Source organism: Aeromonas popoffii, from assembly GCF_000820025.1.
GTDB classification, from domain to species: Bacteria; Pseudomonadota; Gammaproteobacteria; order Enterobacterales; family Aeromonadaceae; genus Aeromonas; species Aeromonas popoffii.
In genome coordinates, this window is record NZ_CDBI01000020.1 from 39,629 (window position 1) to 62,208 (window position 22,580).

Here is a 22,580-nt window from a genome sequence, read left to right on the forward strand (position 1 = left end):
ATAAAATTGTTATCCCATTAGGGACCGGTGCTGTTGTTCTCTCAGAATATGTTCCGGCGTGGGCATACTAGCTAAAGCTGATGGTTGAAAAGTTAACGCAAGTCACACTTTAACGCATAAAAATGACAGTTCAAGCTTGAAAACCCTTTCCTGAAACTGATTAACCACGGCCACTCATTTCATTTAAAATCAGTAACTTAATAAATAAATGAAAATATAAACCCGTGAATAGGTTTTCAATCATTGCCAAGTACTGAAAATCCATGAAAATAACTTAAAATACAGTGCGCATTGAAATCGTTTTCAATGCGCACTGTTCATAGGACCAGACTGACGACAATCTATGATGGCGATCTCCCCCCCTTTAACCATGTGCCTTGAACTGATTGCTCATGGGGTCGTAGTGATAGCCTATCTGCAATAAACGGGTCGCGAGCTGATCCTCCGTCATGTCGTAATAGGCCAATAACTCCTCCAGACCATCGCACTCCAGCCGCAGCTTCTCATTGATGATCCCGAGCAGAATATTGGCATCTATTCGTTGCAAGGTGCTAACGTCCATCCTCATCTCTCCTCTTCACAAAGCGACTGTATAACCATGGGCGCCGGCTCCCACTTTGTCCATAGCCTAAAAAACACCCACATTAAGAGAGAAATAAATATCTTTTAAAATCAATGTCATGAACATAATTCCTGCCAGCTTGATCACATTATTGACCATAAATGGCTTGTCACTGGTGTGAGTTGCAACTACTGTATGCGCATACAGCATGGTTATTCATACAGGAAAAGCATATGAGCCAGCCCATGAGTCATCCCCTTTTTGCCGCCTCTGTCAGCATGAGCAATCCCTGGCCCACTCGGCATCAAGGCAAGATCGAAGATGAACCTCTCACGGCATCTGCCAGCCAGGAACCACCGCTGCTCGATGAGCTGGTGAGACTGAGCCACGGCGACACGGGCTGGATCCTGCTCATTGCGCCGCCGGGCCTGCCGGTGGCCAAACAGCTGCAGGCACAGGGGATCAATCCTGATCGCGTGCTGGTGGTACACAGCCCCAAGATCAAAAACTGGCAACGCATGCTGGAGCAGAGTCTGGGTAATGGCCACTGCGCGGCCGTCCTGACCTGGCTGCCTGAGCAGGTCTCGCTGGATCGCGCCAAGCTAAGCAAGCTGGGACAACGCTTCGGGGTGCTGACTCGCTTCTTCGAACCGGCAAGGACCGCCCTCCCCGTTCACAACGGCGCACTGGCCTATGGCGGACAGGATATCTATCTCAACCATTGATACCGGGCCGATCGAGCGAAAGGATAAAACCGTGCAAAGGCAGAGTGGGATGAACAGTCGTAGGCACAGACAAGGTCATCAACAAAGATTACAGGGGGGCAAAATATCCCAGTAAGCAACGTTCAAGCAGGATAACCCCGCCCATGAGCAGGCCGCCAATCTGGCCTGCCACGCATAGAAAAATGCGCCCCTGGGGTCTAATGCAAGTCAGTTAAGAGAGTGTGAGTCCCAACCCGCGAGGGATAAGGGCCAAAGAGTGAGGGAGGCATGATGCCTCCCTCTTTTTATTGGATGCCAGTCAGGGCAAAGGTGTCAGCCAGATTGACGTGTTAACCCTGGCACAGCTCCTGTTATTCAACATTTCGAATACTCAGTCACAAAAATGCTTAACTGACTGGCATCAGACCCTGGGGTCACCTTTTTTACGCAGTGCCTATTGTTGAATAGGACCTGCGAGTTGGCCGCTTCACCTGATGGCCGTGAAGCCGCTACCGGCAAGTTGGCGACTCAGGAGAGCTTGGTATCGAGCTCGGCAATCTTGGCTGACCAGTAGGCCGGGCCTGTTTCATGTATGTTGTTGCCCCGAGAGTCCACCGCCACTGTTACCGGCATGTCTTCCACCTCGAATTCATAGATGGCTTCCATCCCCAGGTCGGCAAAGGCCACCACACGCGCCTTCTTGATCGCCTTGGCCACCAGATAGGCGGCGCCACCGACGGCCATCAGATAAACGGCCTGGTGCTGCTTGATGCTCTCGACCGTCTTGGGGCCACGCTCGGATTTGCCGATCATGCCGATGAGGCCGGTTTCACCCAGCATCATGTCGGTGAACTTGTCCATCCGGGTGGAGGTGGTGGGACCCGCGGGGCCAACCACTTCGTCACGTACTGCATCGACCGGGCCGACGTAATAGATGAAACGGTTGGTAAAATCTACCCCTTCCGGCAGACCTTCCCCCTTCTTGAGCATGTCGGCGATGCGCTTGTGGGCGGCATCACGACCGGTGAGGATCTTGCCAGAAAGCAGCACGGTATCACCGCTCTTCCAGCTGGCAAGCTCCGCCTTGGTGATGCCGTCGACGTTGACGCGACGCACGTTGCCACCCGCTTCACGGGTGATTTCCGGCCAGTCGCTCAGTTTCGGCGGGGTCAGTTCGGCGGGGCCTGAACCATCCAGTTCGAAGTGAACGTGGCGGGTGGCGGCGCAGTTGGGGATCATCACTACCGGCTTGGAGGCCGCGTGAGTCGGGGCGCTCTTGACCTTCACGTCCAGCACTGTGGTGAGGCCGCCCAGACCCTGGGCACCAATCCCCAGCTTGTTGACCTTGTCGTAGAGCTCGACCCGCAGCTGCTCTTCGGTGGTCTCGGGACCACGGGCGATCAGCTCCTGAATGTCGATGTGCTCCATCAGGGCCTCTTTGGCCAGTACCGCGGCTTTTTCAGCGGTACCGCCGATACCGATGCCCAGCATGCCGGGCGGACACCAGCCGGCGCCCATGGTCGGCACGGTTTTCAGCACCCACTCAACCACATCATCAGAGGGGTTGAGCATCACCATCTTGGATTTATTCTCGGAGCCGCCACCTTTGGCCGCGATGCTCACTTCCACCTTGTTGCCGGGGATCATATCGATATGCACGACAGCAGGGGCGTTATCCTTGGTGTTCTTGCGGCTGCCGGCCGGATCGGCCAGTACCGAGGCGCGCAGCGGGTTGTCAGGATTGGTGTAAGCGCGGCGGGTGCCCTCGTCCACCATCTCCTGCACCGTCATGTCGCTGTCCCACTGCACTTGCATGCCGATCTTGACGAAACAGGTCACGATGCCGGTGTCCTGGCAGAGCGGACGATGCCCTTCGGCAGACATGCGGGAGTTGATCAGGATCTGGGCCAGGGCATCCTTGGCGGCCGGGTTGATCTCGCGGTCATAGGCAGCCTTGGCAGCATGGACGAAATCGAGGGGGTGATAGTAGGAGATGTACTGCAGGGCGTCGGCGACGGAATCGATAAAATCCTGTTTTTTAATGATGCTCATATCATCCTCACTGGTCCTTGTCTTCACCATGACGGCAGAGCAAGGGCTTCCATATAAGCCGTGCTTCGGTGTGGTGGTGCCAGGCGAGGTGCCTGCCGATCCGAGAGACAACGGCGTGTTTTTTCTAAAAATTCCGGCGCCTATGATACGCTTGCCCCCCCGTACCGGCTAGGGAGCAGGGTGCAAACTGTTGCCTGTGTAACAAAAAATGAAACCAACTCTTCATATCCACCATTTTGATCACCAGACGGCGCTGCATGCGCTGTTTACTCGTCTGCATCATCAGCCCTGGGCCATGTTGCTGGAGTCGGCCGGCCCTCAAGGGGCGGACAACCGTTTTGACATCATCACAGCCGACCCGCTGGCGACCCTGCAGACCGAGGGACCCTTGACCTGGATAGCCCAGGGTGAACAGCGCCGGTCGTTTGATGCCGATCCCCTGACCCTGCTGGCACAACGGCAGCGCGAACTGCTGGGTGAAATGGCGCCACACAGCGACACGCTGCCTTTTATTGGCGGCGCTCTCGGGCTGTTTGGCTATGATCTGGGCCGCCGCTTCGAACGGCTGCCGGAGCAGGCGCAACGGGATCTGTCCGTGCCAGACATGGCGGTGGGCATTTACGACTGGGCGCTGCTACGAAATGTGGCGAGCGGCGCCTGGCAGCTGGTGCACTGGGGTGACAAGGCTGGCCTCAATCGCCGGCTGCAGTGGCTGGCCGCGCAGTACGAGATACCAACACCGCCATTTGCCCTGCAGGGGGAGTGGCGCAGCAACATGAGCCGCGCCGAATATGGCGAGAAATTTGCGCGGGTACAGGCTTACCTGAGTGCCGGGGACTGTTACCAGATCAACCTGACCCAGCGCTTCAGCGCTGCCTATCGCGGTGATGAATGGCAGGCTTATCAGGCGTTGTCACGCGCCAACCGGGCCCCCTTCTCGGCCTTTATCCGACTGCCCCAGAGCGCCATCCTGAGCCTCTCCCCCGAGCGGTTCCTGCTGCTCGATGATCGCCATATCGAAACCAAGCCCATCAAGGGCACTCGCCCACGGCTTGCCGATCCACGGCAAGATCAGGCCAGCGCCCTCGAACTGGCTGGCGCCGACAAGGACAGATCGGAAAATCTGATGATAGTGGACCTGCTGCGCAACGATATCGGCAGGGTGAGCCGCCCCGGCTCAGTCCACGTGCCGAGCCTGTTCGCGGTGGAGTCATTCCCGGCGGTGCATCATCTGGTCTCCACCATCCACGGTGAGCTGGACAGCCGCTGGCAGGCGGTGGATCTGCTGCGTGCCTGCTTCCCGGGCGGTTCCATCACGGGAGCCCCCAAGATCAGGGCGATGGAGATCATAGAGGAGCTGGAGCCCCAACGACGCAACGCCTACTGCGGCAGCATCGGCTACCTGAGTCAGCATGGCCGGATGGATACCAGCATCTGCATCCGCACCCTGATAGCGGCAGATGGTCAGCTGCACTGCTGGGCCGGTGGCGGCGTGATCGCCGACTCCGAGGTAGACAGCGAGTATCAGGAGACCTATGACAAGGTGGCTCGCATACTACCGCTGCTGAATGCGCTGCGCTAAGCACCTGACGCATGGACAGAAAGGGCGCCACGCGAGAGACTCAAGGACAGAACCAGGCAAAGAGTTGAGATACATAGCCGAGATGGATCGCACCGAACTGTTGACCCGCTTCTTGCTGCAATGCCCCGCCCCGGCCCATCGGCTGACGGAGGCAGGACTCAAGCCCGCCGCCGTCTTGCTGCCGCTGGTAGCCCGGGCCGACGGCCTGCAGCTACTGCTGACCCGTCGCAGCCCGAACCTGCGCCATCATGCGGGGCAAATCAGTTTCCCCGGTGGCAGGCAGGATCCCGACGACCGGGATCTGATCCACACGGCATTGCGGGAAACCCAGGAAGAGCTCGGCATCGCGCCCGCCCAGATCGAGATCATCGGCACCCTCAGCTCCCTCAATACTGTCTCCCAATACGAGGTGCTGCCGGTGCTGGGACTGGTTGCAGCCGATTATCAGCTCACCTTGAGCCAGGATGAAGTCGAGCACGCATTTGAAGTACCGCTGACCCATCTGCTGGATCGGCGTCACCATATCGCCCTCACCATCCCAAGAGGTGGCAAGCAGCACACCATCTACTGGATCCCCTGGCAGCAGCACTTTATCTGGGGGGCCACCGCCAGCATGATTAACCAACTTGCCCAACACCTTGCGAGATAACAATTTACTTACATTTGACCGAGCAAGATTTAATCATTAACACTAAAATAACGTGCCAATTGATAAACAAAAATTGAACTTTTCTTGTTTTGATCACATTTCCATAAGAAAGTGCGGTTTTCTGTGCCGTAAAGATGAATTTGATCAACATTTTTGATTAAAAAAATCGTATCCTTGCGCCGACTTAATAAGAACCACACATTCGGGGTGAGATAGATGTCAAACACAGTCAATGGCACGCAGGAAGTTGCGTCGTCAACAGAGCAAGGGACCCGCTCTACTCAAGCTACTCGTTGGGAAAAACGCGACTCTACCTGGGTCATCAGCCTGTTTGGCACCGCCGTTGGCGCCGGGATCCTGTTCCTGCCGATCAACGCCGGTATGGGTGGCTTCTGGCCACTGGTAGTGATGGCGCTGCTGGTTGGCCCAATGACCTACCTGGCTCACCGTGGTCTGGCTCGCTTCGTCCTCTCCTCCAAAAAGCCCAATGCCGATATCACTGAAGTGGTAGAAGAGCATTTCGGCGTCGGTGCAGGCAAGTTGATCACCCTGCTCTACTTCTTCGCCATCTACCCCATAGTGCTGATCTACGGCGTGGGTATCACCAACACCGTCGAGAGCTTCATGGTCAACCAGCTGCAGATGGTGGCCCCACCACGCTGGCTGCTCTCCATCGTGCTGATCATGGGCATGATGTCGGTAATGCTGGCGGGCGAGAAGCTGATGCTGAAAGTGACCGAGGTCCTGGTCTACCCGCTTATCGTCATTCTGGCCGGTATCTCTTTGTACCTCATTCCTGACTGGACCGGCGCTGCACTCGAGCAAGTGCCCTCTGCCAAGGATTTCGCCACTACCCTGTGGCTGACCATCCCGGTACTGGTTTTCTCCTTCAACCACAGCCCGGCCATCTCCAGTTTCTCCCTGGCCCAGCGCCGCGACCACGGTGACCAGGCTGTCGAGAAAGCCGATGCCATCCTCAAGCGTACCTCCATGGTGCTGCTGGGCTTCGTGATGTTCTTCGTCTTCTCCTGCGTCATGAGCCTGACACCGGCTCAACTGGCTGAAGCCAAGGCCCAAAACATCGCCGTGCTCTCCTATCTGGCCAACCAACATGCCAGCCCCCTCATCTCCTACTTCGGTCCGCTGGTTGCCTTCGTGGCCATCGTTTCCTCCTTCTTCGGCCACTATCTGGGCGCCCGAGAAGGTCTGAAAGGGATGATAGTGCAGAACATGCGCAAGTCAGGCAAAGAGCCGAATGCCAAGAAAGTCGAGATGTTCATCATCGCCTTCTTCATCCTGACCCTATGGGGCACCGCGGTGGCCAACCCCTCCATCCTGGGTATGATTGAATCCTTGGGCGGCCCCATCATCGCCACCATCCTCTTCATCATGCCGATGTACGCCATCAAGCGCGTGCCAGCTATGGCAAAATACCAGGGTCACATCAGCAACGCGTTCGTCGCCCTGATGGGCACGATCGCCATCTCCGCCATCCTCTATCAGCTGGTCGGCTAATCCCCCTACCTGCCTCTGATAGCAAAAAGCCAGCCGAACATTCGGCTGGCTTTTTTATTGCGCTTGTCCCGCCCTGAATATGCTTAACGCCTCATCACGCAGTTACTGCGGTGACGTAACATCCCAACTCACACAACGATCTGGGGCACAGCCCGCATCATGATGTTGTCAGCGCCCCGCGGCGCACCTCAGCCAACAAAAATGCCAGTCGGGTGAGCGACTGGCCTCTCTTGAAAAACACCTACTCTCTCTTGCTGACTAGAGTGGTTGTGCTTCCAAAACGAACGGCGTGATGCCGGTGATCTCAGGGATGCCGAGTAGCAGCGTGTCTTTCTGACCATGGCTACCGGGCTTCATGGTCAGATATGCGGTGACACTGGCGTCGCGATTGGCAAATTCGCGCATCTTTTTCTCCCACATCCCCTCATATATTTTTCCATCCTTGATATCAGCAGACCCTGTTAGGGTATTGAAGCTGCACGACCGGTTACTCCAACCAGTCAATGTCAGCTTGTTCAGACCTTGAGTGTTGGCCTCTGTCTCACCGCTGACAGAACATCCCTCTTTAAACAAGATGGTCAGCTTGATCCCCGATCCCTTGTTGCTGCGCTCGGTTTTAACATCCTGAAACAGCGCACTCTCCCCAAGGTTGTACCAGGAGTCTGCGTTGATAGGCGCAGTGACCATCGGCTGCAATGCAATCTGACCGCCCCAATTCTGAATAGTGAGCGCTGAATCGATGTTGGCTTTGACGGGTCGATAATCCAGAACCCAGAGTGACTGACTGCTTCCCGCCGCATCTGGCACAGACGCCACCTTGACCAATCCATCGACATTGATATTGGACTTTTGCTCCGCTGAATCGAAGAGGCTGGGCTGGCTTTTGCTCACCAAAAGCGACAACGTCAATGGGAAGCCCTCCCCTTTGTTCAAAGAAGAAAAGCCATGAGGGAAGGTATAAGTGCTCGATGTGGGACTTGTTTTTTCAGCTATGTTCAGCGTCCAACCCGTACCCTCTGCGGACGCCGGATAGACAAAGCCCAGCGCACGATAGCTGTCGTTGACCGGGCGGTTGATTAACTGCCCCTGAGCGTCCATCAAGACGGGGACATAGACCCCAGCATCCGGCAACGCCCTCGGCGCTGGCTCAGGTGGGGTTGTACCGCCACCACTGTCCTCACCACCGCCGCCACAACCAGCCAAACCCAATGCACCAACGATTGCCCACGAAAGTGTTGTTTTGTTCATTATTAGATCTCGTTGTTAAACCTGAACTTTATTATTCAGCCGCTATGTTAGGGGGCAGATCCCGCGCTGTCTGTCGGCTATGTGTAACCAAGCATTTCATCCAAAGGATGTTTTCTTGTGAGCACCTCCCCCCAATCAATCTCGGCGAGTGGATGTAAAAAACCCCTCGAAAAGAGGGGCTGAATCAAACACTTAATCTATCGGATCACGCCTCGCCGCTGGGCAGTGCTGCGGGTTCCAGCAGCGATTCATCCTCGGCCATACAGGCAGCAGCGGTGAACAGCACGTCGGTGGAGCTGTTAAGCGCTGTCTCGGCAGAATCCTGCAGCACGCCGATGATAAAGCCCACGGCCACTACCTGCATGGCGATGTCGTTGCCGATGCCAAACAGGCTGCACGCCAGCGGGATCAGCAGCAGTGAGCCACCGGCCACGCCGGAGGCGCCGCAGGCACTGACCGTCGCGACCATGGAGAGCAGCACGGCAGTGGCCAGATCCACTTCCATGCCTAAGGTGTGTACCGCAGCCATAGAGAGCACGGTAATGGTGATAGCGGCACCAGCCATGTTGATGGTGGCGCCCAGCGGGATAGAGACCGCGTAGGTATCTTCCGGCAGGCGCAATTTTGCACACAGCGCCATGTTGACCGGGATATTTGCGGCAGAGCTGCGGGTGAAGAAGGCGGTCATGCCACTCTCTTTGAGGCAGGTCAGCACCAGCGGATAGGGGTTGCGCTTGATCTTCCAGAACACGATCAGCGGGTTGACCACGAAAGCGATAAACAGCATGCAGCCAATCAGTACCATCAGCAGTTGGGCATAACCAAACAGCGCATCGAAGCCGGTTTCGGCCAGGGTCGAGGCAACCAGACCCAGAATACCCAGCGGCGCACAGCGGATCACCGCTTTCACTATGGTGGAGACACCCTGGGAAAGATCGGTGATCAACGCCTTGGTGCTCTCGTTGGCATGGCGCATCGCAATACCCAGGCCGATGGCCCACGCCAGGATCCCGATATAGTTAGCATCCATCAGCGCCTTGACCGGGTTGGTCACCACATTGAACAGCAGCGTCTGCAACACCTCTGTGATGCCACCCGGCGGGGTGATCTCGGCAGTATTGGCCACCAGATGCAGGTTGGTGGGGAACAGGAAGCTGGCGATCACCGCCACCATGGCGGCAGCAAAGGTGCCAAACAGGTAGAGTGCGAGCAGCGGGCGAATGCGGGTCTTCTGACCTTGCTTGTGACCGATGATCGCTGCCATTACCAATACAAAGACCAGCAGTGGAGCAACCGCCTTCAACGCGCCAACAAACAGGCTGCCAAGCAGACCCGCTGCCTTGGCCCATTCCGGCATGAACATGGCAAGGAGGATACCGAGTACCAGACCGACCAGGATCTGGCTAACCAGACTGGTGCTGTTGACCAGTCGCATGAGGGGGGGGTGTTGTGTCATCAAATAGTCCCTGAGCACCGAAGTGCGTGAATCATTAGTCCTGTTGGCAATCGCTACGCCAGGCGACACCCATGTCACAGGCTGGCGTCATCTGCCCCGGCAAACCTTCTCTTGAGCATGTCCGGAAACACATGGGATTGCGGACAAGGAATATCCCATCTGCAATCGCTTTTTTCCACATAATCACTGAAAAATATCCGGTCAACCTCACAAAAAACCGACAACAATACGACAACACAATATCAACAGCACCCAATTGGGTGCCGTTTTCCCCTGGTTAGCCGTCCAGATACTCCCCGGCGGTGGTATCATGGGGGTTTTACACTGGAGTCCTGCCATGATCTCGTCCCTGTTGACCCGCCACTTCGGCTTCGACCAGTTAAGGCCCGGTCAGGAAGCGGTGATCAGCCGGTTGCTGGCAGGTCAGAGCGCAGCCGCCATCTTTCCCACCGGCTCCGGCAAGTCTCTCTGTTACCAGCTACCCGCCCTTGCCTTGCCCCACCTGACCCTGGTGATCTCCCCGTTGATCGCGCTGATGCACGACCAGCTCGCCTTCTTGCGCAGCAAGGGGATAGCCGCCGCGACCCTGGATTCGAGCCAGACGCCGGAGGAGAGCCGCCATGTGATGCAACAGGCCAGCGACGGTCAGCTCAAGATCCTGATGATCTCGGTAGAGCGGCTCAAGAACGAGCGCTTTCGCCGCTTCATCCAGCAGGTGCCGCTATCCAGCAGGTGCCGCTGTCGATGCTGGTGGTAGATGAGGCGCACTGCATCTCGGAGTGGGGTCACAACTTTCGACCCGACTACCTCAAGCTGCCGACTTACCGCCGCGAGCTGAAGATCCCCCTGGTGTTGCTGCTGACCGCAACGGCAACGCCGGCGGTCATGGCAGACATGCAGGCCAAGTTCGATATCGAGGATGAAGGGCTCATCGTCACCGGTTTCTATCGCGCCAACCTGGATCTGGCCGTCGTCCCCCTGCCCGCCGAGGCACGCGATGGCTGGCTGCAAGCGGAAGTGCGGCGCGAACCCGGCGCCCCCACCATCGTCTACGTCACCTTGCAGCACACGGCGCAGCAATGTGCCGCGCTGCTGCAACGGGCGGGGATCCGGGCGTGTGCCTATCATGCCGGGCTCGACTCGGCCCTGCGCAGCCAGATCCAGCATGACTTCATGGCAGGCAAGGTGGATTGCATCGTGGCCACCATCGCCTTTGGCATGGGTATCGACAAGGCGGATATTCGCCGGGTCATTCACTACGATCTGCCCAAATCCATCGAGAACTACAGTCAGGAGATCGGCCGTGCCGGGCGGGATGGGCTCCCTTCCCGCTGCATAGTGCTGGCCAATCGCGCCCAACTTCCCGTGCTGGAGAATTTCGTGTACGGGGATACGCCCGATCGCGCCGCCATAGTAACGCTGCTCGAGATCTTGCAACAAAGCGGCAGCGAGTGGGAGTTTGGTCTGCTGCGCCTCTCCAACGACACCAACATCCGTCAGTTGCCGCTCAAGACACTGCTGGTCTATCTGGAAATGGCAGGCATCATAGCGCCAGCCTACAGCTATTTCGCCGAGTATCGCTTCAAGTTCGTGCTGGATAAGGCCGAGATCCTGGCCCGTTTCAATCCGGATCGCCGCCAGTTTCTGGAGCAGCTGTTTACCTGCGCCCCGCAGGCGCGCAGCTGGTGTACCATGGACTTCGATGCACTCTGGCAAGGTTACCAGGGAGAGCGGCAGCGAGCCGCTGCGGCTCTGGATTATCTGCAACAGCAGGGCTGGATAGAGCTGGAAAGCAAGCAGATGACAGATGTCTATCGGATCCCGCCCCAGGCAGTGGACACCGACGTTCTGGCCGATGAGCTGTATGCCCTGTTCGAGAAGAAGGAGTTGAGTGAACTGGCCCGGTTGCAGGCCTTGCTCGCGTTCTTTACATCGACTCGCTGCCTGAGCCATGAACTGGCCCGCTACTTTGCCGATGAGCAGGCGCCAAGCCAATGCGGGCACTGCTCCGTCTGCCGTGGCGAGGTCGCCATCCTGCCACCACTACCACCCCTCACCCTGCCCAACGAAAACGGGTTGCTCGCCTGGTGCGATCCTCTGATAGCCTTGTGCCACACTCGCCATCCTCGCATTCTGACCCGTTTTCTGTGCGGCATAGCCACGCCACTGACCACCCGGGTAAAGGCAAAAAGCCTGGCGGGCTTTGGCCAGCTGGCCGCACATCCGTTTGCCGACGTGCTGGCAGCGGTGTCACGGATCTACCCCGCCCATCACGACTGAGCATCTCTGTGCTCGTGCGCACTGCGTTGAAAAAATAAGACCCTCGCTGTTGCGAGGGTCAAGCCAACGGAAACGTGCTTAAACAGAGCTTTGTATCCGCAGCCAACACTCTCTTGCTAAAGCGCTGACTGCCTGACACAGGGCCAATCTAGAGCAGCCCTAATGTAGCGTCAATGTAAAAATTAGAGCTAAGACACCAAGTTATCAGCATTACGCTAACGTAAACGTAATAAATTTCCTTCTTGCTATTTTCCCTCCACCTTGCCCCGTCTAGGCTGCAGCCAGATGACCCGATAAATTCGATCTTCTTTCCATTTTCTGGCAAAAAATTATTTTTTATGTCTTTGACATTTACCTCACTATCGTGGCAAAAATAATTTAACAGTCAGTAACATAGGTGTGTCACTGATTGCGCCTTCCCGCATCAGGATCGGGAAGTACCCTTGCAAATTTATACCAATAGATGGTGATGGATTACTGAGGGCTGTTGACTAGGCTTAATGAGGTAAACAGAACAAAAGTAGTGATCCACTCTTTTCAGGGTAAGCGACTATAACGAGGGCAAAGTTATGGGCATCTTCGAGCATTATCAACAGCGATACGAGAAAGCCAGGGAAGAGGAGTACAGCATCCAGGAGTTTCTGGACATGTGTAAGCAGGACAAAGCCTGCTATGCCTCCGCTGCCGAGCGCTTGCTGGTCGCCATCGGCGAGCCGGAAATGATCGACACCTCGGTCAATCCCAGACTCAGTCGTCTTTTTTCCAACCGCGTCGTCGCACGCTATCCCGCCTTCAAAGATTTCTACGGTATGGAAGAGGCCATCGAACAGATCGTCTCCTACCTCAAGCACTCGGCTCAAGGACTGGAAGAGAAGAAGCAGATCCTCTATCTGCTGGGGCCGGTTGGCGGCGGCAAATCCTCTCTGGCTGAAAAGCTCAAGTCTCTGATGCAGAAAGTGCCTGTTTATCGTATCAAGGGCTCACCGGTCAACGATCACCCCTTCTGTCTGTTCGACATCGAAGAGGATGGCGAGCTGCTGGAAAAAGAGTATGGCATTCCGCGCCGATACCTGCGCCCCATCATGTCGCCCTGGGTGGCCAAGCGACTGCACGAGTTCGGTGGCGACATCTCCAAGTTCAAGGTAGAGAAGGTCAACCCTTCCATCCTCGATCAGATTGCCATCGCCAAGACGGAACCGGGTGATGACAATAATCAGGATATCTCCTCTCTGGTCGGCAAGGTCGACATCCGCATGCTGGAGCATTTTGCCCAGGATGATGCCGATGCTTACTCCTACTCGGGGGCGCTGTGCAAGGCGAACCAGGGGATCATGGAGTTCGTGGAGATGTTCAAGGCACCGATAAAGGTACTGCATCCACTGCTGACCGCCACCCAGGAGGGGAACTACAACGGCACAGAGGGACTTTCCGCCCTCCCCTTCGACGGTATTCTGCTGGCTCACTCCAACGAGTCCGAGTGGCAGCAGTTCCGCAACAACAAGAACAACGAGGCCTTCCTCGACCGTGTCTACATCGTCAAGGTGCCCTACTGCCTGCGTGTTTCGGAAGAGGTGAAGATCTACGAAAAACTGCTTATAAACAGCGAGTTGACTGACGCCAAGTGCGCACCTGGCACCTTGGAACTGTTGGGTCAGTTCTCCGTCCTCTCCCGACTGAAAGAGCCGGAAAACTCCAGCCTCTACTCCAAGATGCGGGTCTATGATGGCGAGAGCCTGAAAGACACGGATCCCAAGGCGAAGAGCTATCAGGAGTACCGTGACTACGCCGGTGTGGACGAGGGTATGAATGGCTTGTCAACCCGCTTTGCGTTCAAGATCCTCTCTCGCGTCTTCAACTTCGACCACGCGGAAGTGGCAGCCAACCCGGTGCATCTCTTCTACGTGCTGGAACAACAGATAGAGCGTGAGCAGTTCCCACAGGAGCTGCACGATCGCTACCTCGAATTCATCAAGGGCTATCTGACGCCGCGCTATGTGGAGTTCATTGGCAAGGAGATCCAGACCGCCTATCTCGAGTCCTACTCCGAGTACGGCCAGAACATCTTCGATCGCTACGTCACCTACGCCGACTTCTGGATCCAGGATCAGGAGTACCGTGACCCGGAAACCGGTCAGCTGTTTGATCGCTCGTCGCTCAACAGCGAGCTGGAGAAGATTGAGAAACCCGCCGGGATCAGCAATCCGAAGGATTTCCGTAACGAAATCGTCAACTTCGTGCTGCGTGCCCGGGCCAACAATGCAGGCCGTAACCCCAACTGGACCAGTTACGAGAAGCTGCGCACCGTGATCGAGAAGAAGATGTTCTCCAACACGGAAGAGCTGCTGCCGGTTATCTCCTTCAACAGCAAAACCTCGGCCGAGGAGCAGAAGAAGCACGATAACTTTGTCGAACGGATGATGGAGAAAGGCTACACCCGCAAACAGGTGCGACTGCTCTCCGAATGGTATCTCAGGGTACGCAAGTCATCCTGACCCTGCCGTGGTTCAAGGGGGAGTTATGGCGCATTTTATCGACCGCAGGCTCAACGGCAAAAACAAAAGCGCTGTCAATCGGCAGCGCTTCATCCGCCGCTACAAGAAGCAGATAAAACAAGCGGTCTCGGATGCTGTCTCCAAGCGCAGCATTCAGGACGTAGACAAGGGCGAAAGTATCAGCATCCCGACCAAGGATATCGGCGAGCCCCATTTTCATCAGGGGCACGGCGGTAAACGAGAGATGGTGCATCCCGGCAATGACCAGTTTGTCTCAGGTGACAAGATTGACCGCCCCAAGGGAGGGGGCGCAGGCCAGGGATCGGGAGAAGGCCAGGCATCCAATCAGGGGGAAGGCGCTGACGATTTTGTATTCCAGATCTCCAAGGATGAGTATCTCGATCTGCTGTTTGAAGATCTGGAGCTGCCGCGGCTGCAGAAAACCCAGCTCAACCAGCTCATGGAAGTCAAAACCTACCGGGCGGGCTACACCTCCAACGGGGTGCCTGCCAACATCAACGTGGTGCGTTCGCTGCAAAACTCGCTTGCTCGGCGTATGGCGTTGCAAGCGGGCAAAAAACGCCAGCTGCATGAACTGGAAGAGCGGCTGGTACTGCTGGCGGCCGATCCCAACGAACATTTCGCCGAAATCACCTTGCTTGAGAAGGAGATCAGGGAGCTGAAACGGCGGATCGCAGCGGTGCCTTTTATCGACACCTTCGATCTCAAATTCAACAACTTCGTCAAACGGCCCGTGCCTTCCAGCCAGGCGGTGATGTTCTGCCTGATGGACGTGTCGGGTTCCATGGATCAGGCTACCAAGGAGATGGCCAAGCGCTTCTATATCCTGCTCTATCTGTTCCTGAGCCGGACCTACAAGAACGTGGAAGTGGTCTATATACGCCACCATACCCAGGCCAAGGAAGTGGATGAGCACGAGTTTTTCTACTCCCAGGAGACCGGCGGCACCATTGTCTCCAGCGCGCTCAAGATGATGAACGACATCATCAACGAGCGTTACCCCGCCCATCAATGGAACATCTATGCCGCGCAAGCATCCGATGGTGACAACTGGGCCGATGATTCACCGCAATGCCGGGAGATCCTGATGCGGGACATAATGCCGCAGGTGCGGTACTACTCCTATATCGAGATCACCACCCGCGCCCACCAGACTCTGTGGCACGAATATGAGTCGGTGGCCAGCCAGTTCCCCCATTTCGCGATGGAGCACATTCGCAAGGTCGAGGATATTTATCCGGTATTCCGGGAGCTGTTCAAGAAGCAAGCGGCGTGAGGGAGGTCATATGGTAGAAACCGCAAGAAAAATAGCGCCATTGGACGATGGCCCTGACTGGAACTTCGATCTGCTGGAAACCTATCATCAGGAGATCGCCCGGGTCGCCAAGTTCTATCGACTGGATACCTACCCCAACCAGATCGAGGTGATCACGGCAGAGCAGATGATGGATGCCTACTCCAGCGTCGGCATGCCCATTGGCTACCAGCACTGGTCATTTGGCAAGCGCTTCATCCACACCGATCGCAACTACAAGCGCGGCCAGATGGGGCTGGCCTATGAGATCGTCATCAACTCGGATCCCTGTATCGCCTACCTGATGGAGGAGAACACAATGCCGATGCAGGCGCTGGTGATGGCGCACGCCTGCTATGGCCACAACTCCTTCTTCAAGAACAACTATCTGTTCAAGACTTGGACCGATGCCTCTTCCATCATCGACTACCTGTTGTTCGCCAAGAACTACATCACCGAATGCGAAGAGAAACACGGTATCGATGCGGTGGAGAAACTGCTCGACTCCTGCCATGCGCTGATGAACTTCGGCGTTGACCGTTACAAGCGACCGCAAAAGATCTCGCTGGCAGAAGAGAAGCGTCGCCAGAAAGCGCGGGAAGACTATCTGCAAACCCAGGTCAACGAACTGTGGCGCACCCTGCCCAAGCAGCATAAGGCCCTGGGAGTCGAAGACAGACGCTACCCCGCCGAACCACAGGAGAATATCCTCTACTTCATCGAAAAAAATGCCCCCCTGCTTGAGCCCTGGCAGCGCGAGATAGTGCGCATAGTGCGCAAGATCAGTCAGTACTTCTACCCGCAAAAACAGACTCAGGTCATGAATGAAGGGTGGGCCACCTTCTGGCACTATACCATCCTCAACCACCTGTATGACGAGGGCAAGATCAGTGATCGATTCATGATAGAGGTGTTGCACAGCCACACCAACGTGGTGTACCAGCCCCCCTACAACAGTCGCTACTACTCGGGGATCAACCCCTACGCCCTCGGTTTTGCCATGTTTACCGATCTGCGCCGCATCTGCGAGAACCCGACGGAGGAGGACAGATACTGGTTCCCCGATTACGCCGGCACCAATTGGGTGGATACACTGCATTTCGCCATGCAGAACTTCAAGGACGAGAGCTTCATCAGTCAGTTCCTGAGCCCCAAGGTGATGCGGGAGATGAAGCTGTTCGCCATCGACGATGACGATCTGAAGAACTACCTCAAGGTCTCCGCCATCCACAACGAGGAGGGTTATAGACTGGTGCGCAATACCCTGTCAGCCCAGTACAACTTGAGCAATCTGGAGCCCAACATTCAGGTCTACAACGTTGCAGTAAAAGGAGATCGGTCGCTGACTCTGCGCTATGTGCCACACAATCGGATCCCGCTGGGGGATTCCCGCCACGAGGTACTCAGGCATCTGCATCAGCTCTGGGGATTCGATGTGGTACTGGAGCAGGATAACGGCGACTTGCCCGCTGACATCATAGGTCGCTGTCCGGAGAAAAAACCGGTCTAAGGCCACTTTCAGCCATAAAAAAACGCGCCAGAAGGCGTAATGCCAGTCAGCTAAGCATTTTTATGACTAAATATTCGAGATATTGAATATCAAAAGCTGTTCCATGGTTAAAGAGTCAATTTGGCTCCAACCCTTGCCCTGACTGGCATGCAATAAAAAGAGGGAGGCATCATGCCTCCCTCACTCTTTAGCCCTTATCCCCTGCGGGTTGGGACTCAAATTCTCTTAACTGACTTGCATTACGCCAGAAGGCGCGTTTCTCTTTGCATCAACAATCAGTTATCGCACAGATTGCTCGGCATGTCCTGGCGCAAGCGGGTCCACAGCTTGCCGGACTCTATCCCGTACTGGCGTACCGTCATGAACACGGCTTCATGATTCTTGGTCTCGGCCAAATCCAACAAAGTCTTGTAATAGGCATCCGCCGTTTCACGAGCCTGCTTGTCAGAGAAGTAGTAACGTCCAACCCGACTATAGAGTCCCTTGAAGCCATTGAGGATCAAGGCGTAGATGGGGTTGCCGGAAGCAAAGGAGAGCTGATGGTGCAGACGATAATCAAACTCTGCATACGCCTCCGGAGTGCTATCCACAGCCTTGGCACCACGCAGTATCTCGGCAGCTTGCTCAGGATTATTGCGAATCGCACCACGGATGAAAATGGTGCAGATATTGGTACGCGCCGACAACAGCTGAGCCACCAGATCCGGCACCTTGTCCTGATCCAGACGGGCCAGAGTTTCCAAGATGTTGAGACCCGAGGTCTCCCAGAAATTGTTCACCTTGGTCGGTTTGCCATGCTGGATGGTGAGCCAGCCATCGCGGGCCAAACGCTGCAACACTTCGCGCAAGGTAGTACGAGTCACCCCGATCAGCTCGGACAGCTCACGCTCGGCCGGCAATATGGATCCTGGAGGAAAGCGATTGTTCCAGATGGACTCGATAATGTATTCCTCGGCAAACCCTGCAGGGCTCTGCGCTTTTATGACCATGTAGTGACTCTGTTGTAGTACGTAAAAAGGCCCCCGAATAATAGCAAAGCAGAGAGGGCTGGCAAGCAGAAGGTCAGTCCTCTGCTCACATAAGCAGGTCGTTTTGTTAAAAAAATGTATGAAACCACGCGATAGGTGCCAGCCAACCCCGCCGTCTGGCGATAAAACAGACATTCTCTTGGGCAAGGGGCACTATGTTATTTATAGTTACGCCTCTTTTTGATTAAAATCATGAGGAATCAATCTGATAAGGGACAACATCCGGATGTTCTGGTCGAGCCTGTCTTGACTGCATAGACGCAGATACCAACAACAAAACAGAGACCCATATTATGCCAATCAGCTTAGGGCAAGCCTTTGCCAAGAACTTCCTGGGCAATGCACCCCGGTGGTACAAGGCCGCCATTTTGCTATTTCTGCTAATCAACCCGATCGCCTTCCATCTTGATCCTTTCGCCGCCGGCTGGCTGCTGGTGGTTCAATTCATCTTCACCCTGGCCATGGCGCTCAAGTGCTATCCACTGCAGCCCGGTGGCTTGCTGGCTATCGAGGCTGTGCTGATCGGCATGACCTCGGCAGAGCAGGTCAAGCATGAGCTGGTGGCCAACATAGAGGTGCTGCTGCTACTGGTGTTCATGGTGGCCGGCATCTACTTCATGAAGCAGTTGCTGCTCTACGTGTTTACCAAACTGCTGATCCGGATCCACTCCAAGACCCTGCTCTCCTTGGCGTTTTGTCTGGTATCGGCCTTCCTGTCTGCCTTCCTTGACGCCCTGACAGTGATCGCCGTGGTGATCAGCGTCGCGACAGGCTTCTACGCCATCTACCACAAGGTCTCCTCTGGCAAGGAGTTCGGCAATCAACACGACTACACCAATGATAATTCCGTCAACGAGCTCAATCGCCAGCATCTGGACGACTTCCGTGCCTTCCTGCGCAGCCTGATGATGCACGCAGCCATAGGGACAGCCATCGGTGGCGTCTGCACCCTGGTGGGAGAGCCGCAAAACCTGATCATAGGTGAGCAAGCTGGCTGGCATTTTGGTGAGTTTGCCATCCGTATGGCACCGGTCACAGTTCCCGTGTTTTTCTGCGGCCTGCTCACCTGTATCCTGGTCGAGAAGTGTCGCTGGTTTGGCTATGGCGCCCAGTTGCCGGATGCGGTGCGTCGCATCATGGAAGATTACAACCGCTACGAAGAGGCCGAGCGCTCCCCGCAAGACAAGGCCAAGCTGATAGTACAGGCGCTGATCGCCCTCTGGCTGATCACAGGGCTGGCCATGCACCTGGCGGCGGTGGGGCTGATCGGGCTATCTGTCATAGTGCTGGCTACCTCACTGACTGGCATCACAGATGAGCATTCGCTCGGCAAGGCGTTCCAAGAGGCCCTGCCCTTCACCGCCCTGCTCGCCGTCTTCTTCAGCATAGTGGCCGTCATCATCGATCAGCAGTTGTTCAAACCCGTGATCCAGTGGGTACTGGCCGCCGAGCCGGACGATCAGCTCGCCCTCTTCTATCTGGCCAACGGACTGCTCTCCATGGTCAGTGACAACGTCTTCGTCGGCACCGTCTACATCAATGAGGTAAAGACGGCCCTGCTCAACAACGCCATCAGCCGTGAGCAGTTCGATCTGCTGGCTGTCGCCATCAACACCGGCACCAACCTGCCATCCGTCGCCACACCCAACGGCCAGGCGGCCTTCCTGTTCATGCTGACCTCGGCACTGGCCCCATTGTTGCGCCTCTCCTATGGCCGCATGGTCTGGATGGCTCTGCCCTACACCCTGGTGCTGGGAGTGGTGGGTTTCCTCTCGGTGGAGATGCTGCTCGGCCCGATGACCGAGTGGTTCTATCAGGCTGGCTGGCTGGTACTCGACAACGTCACGCCTGCGGTTCTGCCTGCGCTGCATTGACCCCATAAGGGCCCGCCAGGGCCCTTTCTTTTTAGCCACTGCTCTGCTCTAATTCAGCCACTGTTTTTTCTGTGAGATCAACCAGATGATTGAGTTTCTGAGACGTATTGCCGCCCATCGACTGGCATGGGGCCTGCTTGCCGCCTCCGCCCTCTTCCTCGAGTTGAGCGCCCTCTTCTTCCAGCACGTGCTGGGTCTGCATCCTTGCGTCATGTGCATCTATGAGCGTATCGCCACTCTGGGGGTCATACTGGCAGGCTTGCTCGGCATGGTAGCGCCGCAGAAGTGGTATGTGCGCTGGAGTGCCCTGCTGTTATGGGGCTACAGTGCCTTCCGCGGCCTCCAGCTGGCACTGCAGCATGTGGATTACCAGATGAACCCCTCCCCGTTCAACGTCTGCAGTCCCTTTGCTGATTTCCCGAGCTGGGCCCCCCTCGATCAGTGGATCCCCTGGCTGTTCTTCCCGGATGGGGATTGCAGCGAAATCAGCTGGCAGTTCCTGGGCTTTTCCATGCCCCAGTGGCTGGTGGCCATCTTCGCCGCCTACCTGCTGGTCTTCGTAGTGGTCGCCATCGGCAACCTGGTCAAGGGTCGCTGCTGCAGCTGACGGTATCACATAAAAAAGGGTCTACTGGCTCTAATGCCAGTCAGTTAAGCCTGACTGGCATTGTTTTTATTGGCTTTTTTCACACTGTACGGCTGTGGTCTTGGCTTCACGCTGCGGGGATAACTGCGCTATCTTCTCTGTGGTCATACGAACTGTACCGCTTGTTTCTCCAGATCTGCCCCTCACCCCGGGATATTCCCCGGTAACACATAGGCCATACAGCTCAACTCATGGACAAGGTAGACCGACGCCATGTGAAAACTCAGCTGATTTGCCGTGTATCCCTTCAAGCCCGCCGCCATCTTCGTCATCTGGCTACGTAGCAGGTTGTGCGCCAGCAACACATCCCACCGGGTGCTTGATGCTCGTTTGGCGAGCTTGCAGGAAGGCCAACGGGGCTGCACCTGGCAGCATGACTGGCGTGAAGAAAACCGAGAGCCTGTGTAATAGGCATAAAAAATCCGAAACCAATCAACCGGTTTCGGATTTTCACACATCAGAAGAAGCGGTCACTGGCCCCTGAACTGATCGACATTACGACCCGGGTCGCGCTTTGTGTATTGTCTGGCTGCTGCCGCAGGCAGTCAGCCGGGACAGAGCAGGATCAGCCTGCGTTGCGAGTCGCCACCGCATCGGCCAGCGTACGCAGCAGCACTTCGGTATCGGCCCAGCCAATGCAGGCATCCGTGATGCTCTGACCGACTGTGAGCTCGCACCCGTCCACCAGATCCTGGCGCCCTTCCACCAGGTGACTTTCCACCATGACGCCAAATACCGCCCTGCTGCCAGCACGCAACTGACCGGCCACGTCCTCGGCCACCACCATCTGGTTCTTGAACTGCTTGCTGCTGTTGGCGTGGCTAAAGTCGATCATCACCTTCTGCGGCAGACCGGCCTTGTCCAATCCCTTCACCACCTCATCAACATGGGCGGCGCTGTAGTTCGGCTCGCGGCCGCCACGCAGAATAATGTGGCAGTCCGGGTTGCCGCGAGTCGCCACTATGGCGGAGTGGCCATACTTGGTGACCGACAGGAAATGGTGCGGCGCGCTGGCGGCGCCGATGGCATCGATGGCTACCTTGATGGTGCCATCCGTGCCGTTCTTGAAGCCCACCGGGCAAGAGAGACCGGAGGCCAGCTCACGGTGCACCTGGGATTCGGTGGTACGGGCACCGATGGCCCCCCAGCTCATCAGATCCGCCACATATTGCGGGGTGATCATGTCGAGGAACTCGGAGGCGGTCGGCAGCCCCATGTCATTGAGATCCAGCAGCAGCTTGCGACCGATGCGCAGACCGTCGTTGATCTGGCAGCTGTTGTTGAGGTAGGGGTCATTGATCAGCCCCTTCCAGCCGACCGTGGTGCGTGGCTTCTCGAAGTAGACCCGCATCACGATTTCCAGCTGCCCCTTGAGCTCGTCACGCAAGGTCTTGAGACGCTTGCCATATTCCAGCGCAGCTACGGGGTCGTGGATGGAGCAGGGACCGATCACCACCAGCAGGCGCTGATCGTCACCGGCCAGGATCCGGTGAATGGCCTGGCGGGATTCGAACACGGTAGATGAGGCGGTCTCGGTGGCCGGAAACTTCTCAAGCACCGCAACCGGGGGTAATAACTCTTTGATTTCACTGATACGAACGTCGTCGGTTTGATGCTGCATGACAAGACTTCCTGCTAGATGACTGCGATAAAGAAACCTCAATCTA

General features: G+C 56.3%; 15 protein-coding genes and 2 pseudogenes. 10 read left to right on the forward strand and 7 right to left on the reverse strand.

The genetic code is table 11. The features are described 5' to 3' along the window. Nucleotides 1-364: 364 nt before the first annotated feature. The gene (locus BN1129_RS04965; protein ID WP_042034869.1) at nt 365-562 is read right to left on the reverse strand and encodes a DUF4250 domain-containing protein; all 198 of its coding nucleotides are present in this window, start codon (nt 560-562) and stop codon (nt 365-367) included. Between the two features lie 233 nt (nt 563-795). Here BN1129_RS04965 and BN1129_RS04975 point away from each other — a divergent pair, with 233 nt between their 5' ends. Continuing rightward, nucleotides 796-1,287, forward strand: a complete 492-nt coding sequence (locus BN1129_RS04975) for a cell division inhibitor SulA (RefSeq protein WP_042034871.1) — start codon at nt 796-798, stop codon at nt 1,285-1,287. 507 nt (nt 1,288-1,794) lie between these two features. On the opposite strand, the gene BN1129_RS04980 is transcribed toward BN1129_RS04975, so the two are convergent. Beyond that, nucleotides 1,795-3,318: a fumarate hydratase gene (locus tag BN1129_RS04980; protein ID WP_042034872.1), complete on the reverse strand. Its 1,524-nt coding sequence runs from the start codon at nt 3,316-3,318 to the stop codon at nt 1,795-1,797. 295 nt (nt 3,319-3,613) lie between these two features. On the opposite strand from BN1129_RS04980, the gene pabB reads away from it, so the two are divergent. From pabB to BN1129_RS04995, 3 genes are all read left to right on the forward strand, one after another. Beyond that, the gene (gene pabB, locus BN1129_RS04985; RefSeq protein ID WP_042034905.1) at nt 3,614-4,900 is read left to right on the forward strand and encodes an aminodeoxychorismate synthase component I; all 1,287 of its coding nucleotides are present in this window, start codon (nt 3,614-3,616) and stop codon (nt 4,898-4,900) included. Between the two features lie 82 nt (nt 4,901-4,982). Next, nucleotides 4,983-5,549, forward strand: coding sequence for a CoA pyrophosphatase (locus BN1129_RS04990; protein WP_042034874.1), 567 nt, complete (start codon nt 4,983-4,985; stop codon nt 5,547-5,549). 216 nt (nt 5,550-5,765) lie between these two features. Beyond that, nucleotides 5,766-7,064: a serine/threonine transporter gene (locus BN1129_RS04995; RefSeq protein ID WP_042034876.1), complete on the forward strand. Its 1,299-nt coding sequence runs from the start codon at nt 5,766-5,768 to the stop codon at nt 7,062-7,064. A gap of 258 nt (nt 7,065-7,322) precedes the next feature. Here BN1129_RS04995 and BN1129_RS05000 read toward each other — a convergent pair whose 3' ends face one another. Together BN1129_RS05000 and sstT are read right to left on the reverse strand one after the other, a co-directional pair. Further along, on the reverse strand, nt 7,323-8,312 hold the full coding sequence (locus BN1129_RS05000; RefSeq protein ID WP_042034877.1) for a hypothetical protein: 990 nt from the start codon (nt 8,310-8,312) through the stop codon (nt 7,323-7,325). A gap of 205 nt (nt 8,313-8,517) precedes the next feature. Next, the gene (gene sstT / locus BN1129_RS05005; RefSeq protein WP_042034878.1) at nt 8,518-9,768 is read right to left on the reverse strand and encodes a serine/threonine transporter SstT; all 1,251 of its coding nucleotides are present in this window, start codon (nt 9,766-9,768) and stop codon (nt 8,518-8,520) included. A gap of 337 nt (nt 9,769-10,105) precedes the next feature. Between sstT and BN1129_RS05010 the strand changes: the two are divergent. The 4 genes and pseudogenes from BN1129_RS05010 (at nt 10,106) to BN1129_RS05025 (ending at nt 17,365) form a co-directional block, all read left to right on the forward strand. Continuing rightward, a pseudogene (locus tag BN1129_RS05010) lies at nt 10,106-12,048 on the forward strand (RecQ family ATP-dependent DNA helicase). 569 nt (nt 12,049-12,617) lie between these two features. Then, the gene (locus tag BN1129_RS05015) at nt 12,618-14,540 is read left to right on the forward strand and encodes a PrkA family serine protein kinase (protein ID WP_042034879.1); all 1,923 of its coding nucleotides are present in this window, start codon (nt 12,618-12,620) and stop codon (nt 14,538-14,540) included. A gap of 25 nt (nt 14,541-14,565) precedes the next feature. Then, a complete protein-coding gene (locus BN1129_RS05020; protein ID WP_042034880.1) occupies nt 14,566-15,837 on the forward strand; it encodes a YeaH/YhbH family protein in 1,272 nt (423 codons plus the stop codon). 10 nt (nt 15,838-15,847) lie between these two features. Continuing rightward, complete coding sequence (locus BN1129_RS05025) at nt 15,848-17,365, forward strand: SpoVR family protein (RefSeq protein WP_042034881.1); 1,518 nt, start codon at nt 15,848-15,850, stop codon at nt 17,363-17,365. A gap of 275 nt (nt 17,366-17,640) precedes the next feature. Here BN1129_RS05025 and fadR read toward each other — a convergent pair whose 3' ends face one another. After that, on the reverse strand, nt 17,641-18,354 hold the full coding sequence (gene fadR / locus BN1129_RS05030) for a fatty acid metabolism transcriptional regulator FadR (protein WP_042034882.1): 714 nt from the start codon (nt 18,352-18,354) through the stop codon (nt 17,641-17,643). 332 nt (nt 18,355-18,686) lie between these two features. Between fadR and nhaB the strand changes: the two genes are divergently transcribed. Then, nucleotides 18,687-20,267: a sodium/proton antiporter NhaB gene (gene nhaB / locus BN1129_RS05035; RefSeq protein ID WP_042034883.1), complete on the forward strand. Its 1,581-nt coding sequence runs from the start codon at nt 18,687-18,689 to the stop codon at nt 20,265-20,267. An 85-nt stretch (nt 20,268-20,352) separates the two neighbouring features. Further along, nucleotides 20,353-20,874 (forward strand): disulfide bond formation protein DsbB, encoded by a 522-nt coding sequence (dsbB, locus tag BN1129_RS05040; protein WP_042034884.1) that lies wholly within the window; start codon nt 20,353-20,355, stop codon nt 20,872-20,874. Nucleotides 20,875-20,918: 44 nt separating this feature from the next. Here the strand turns inward: dsbB and BN1129_RS22245 are convergent. Continuing rightward, a pseudogene (locus tag BN1129_RS22245) lies at nt 20,919-21,224 on the reverse strand (IS4 family transposase); the annotation flags it as partial. A gap of 254 nt (nt 21,225-21,478) precedes the next feature. Then, nucleotides 21,479-22,534, reverse strand: a complete 1,056-nt coding sequence (gene aroG / locus BN1129_RS05045) for a 3-deoxy-7-phosphoheptulonate synthase AroG (protein ID WP_042034885.1) — start codon at nt 22,532-22,534, stop codon at nt 21,479-21,481. Nucleotides 22,535-22,580: the final 46 nt, after the last annotated feature.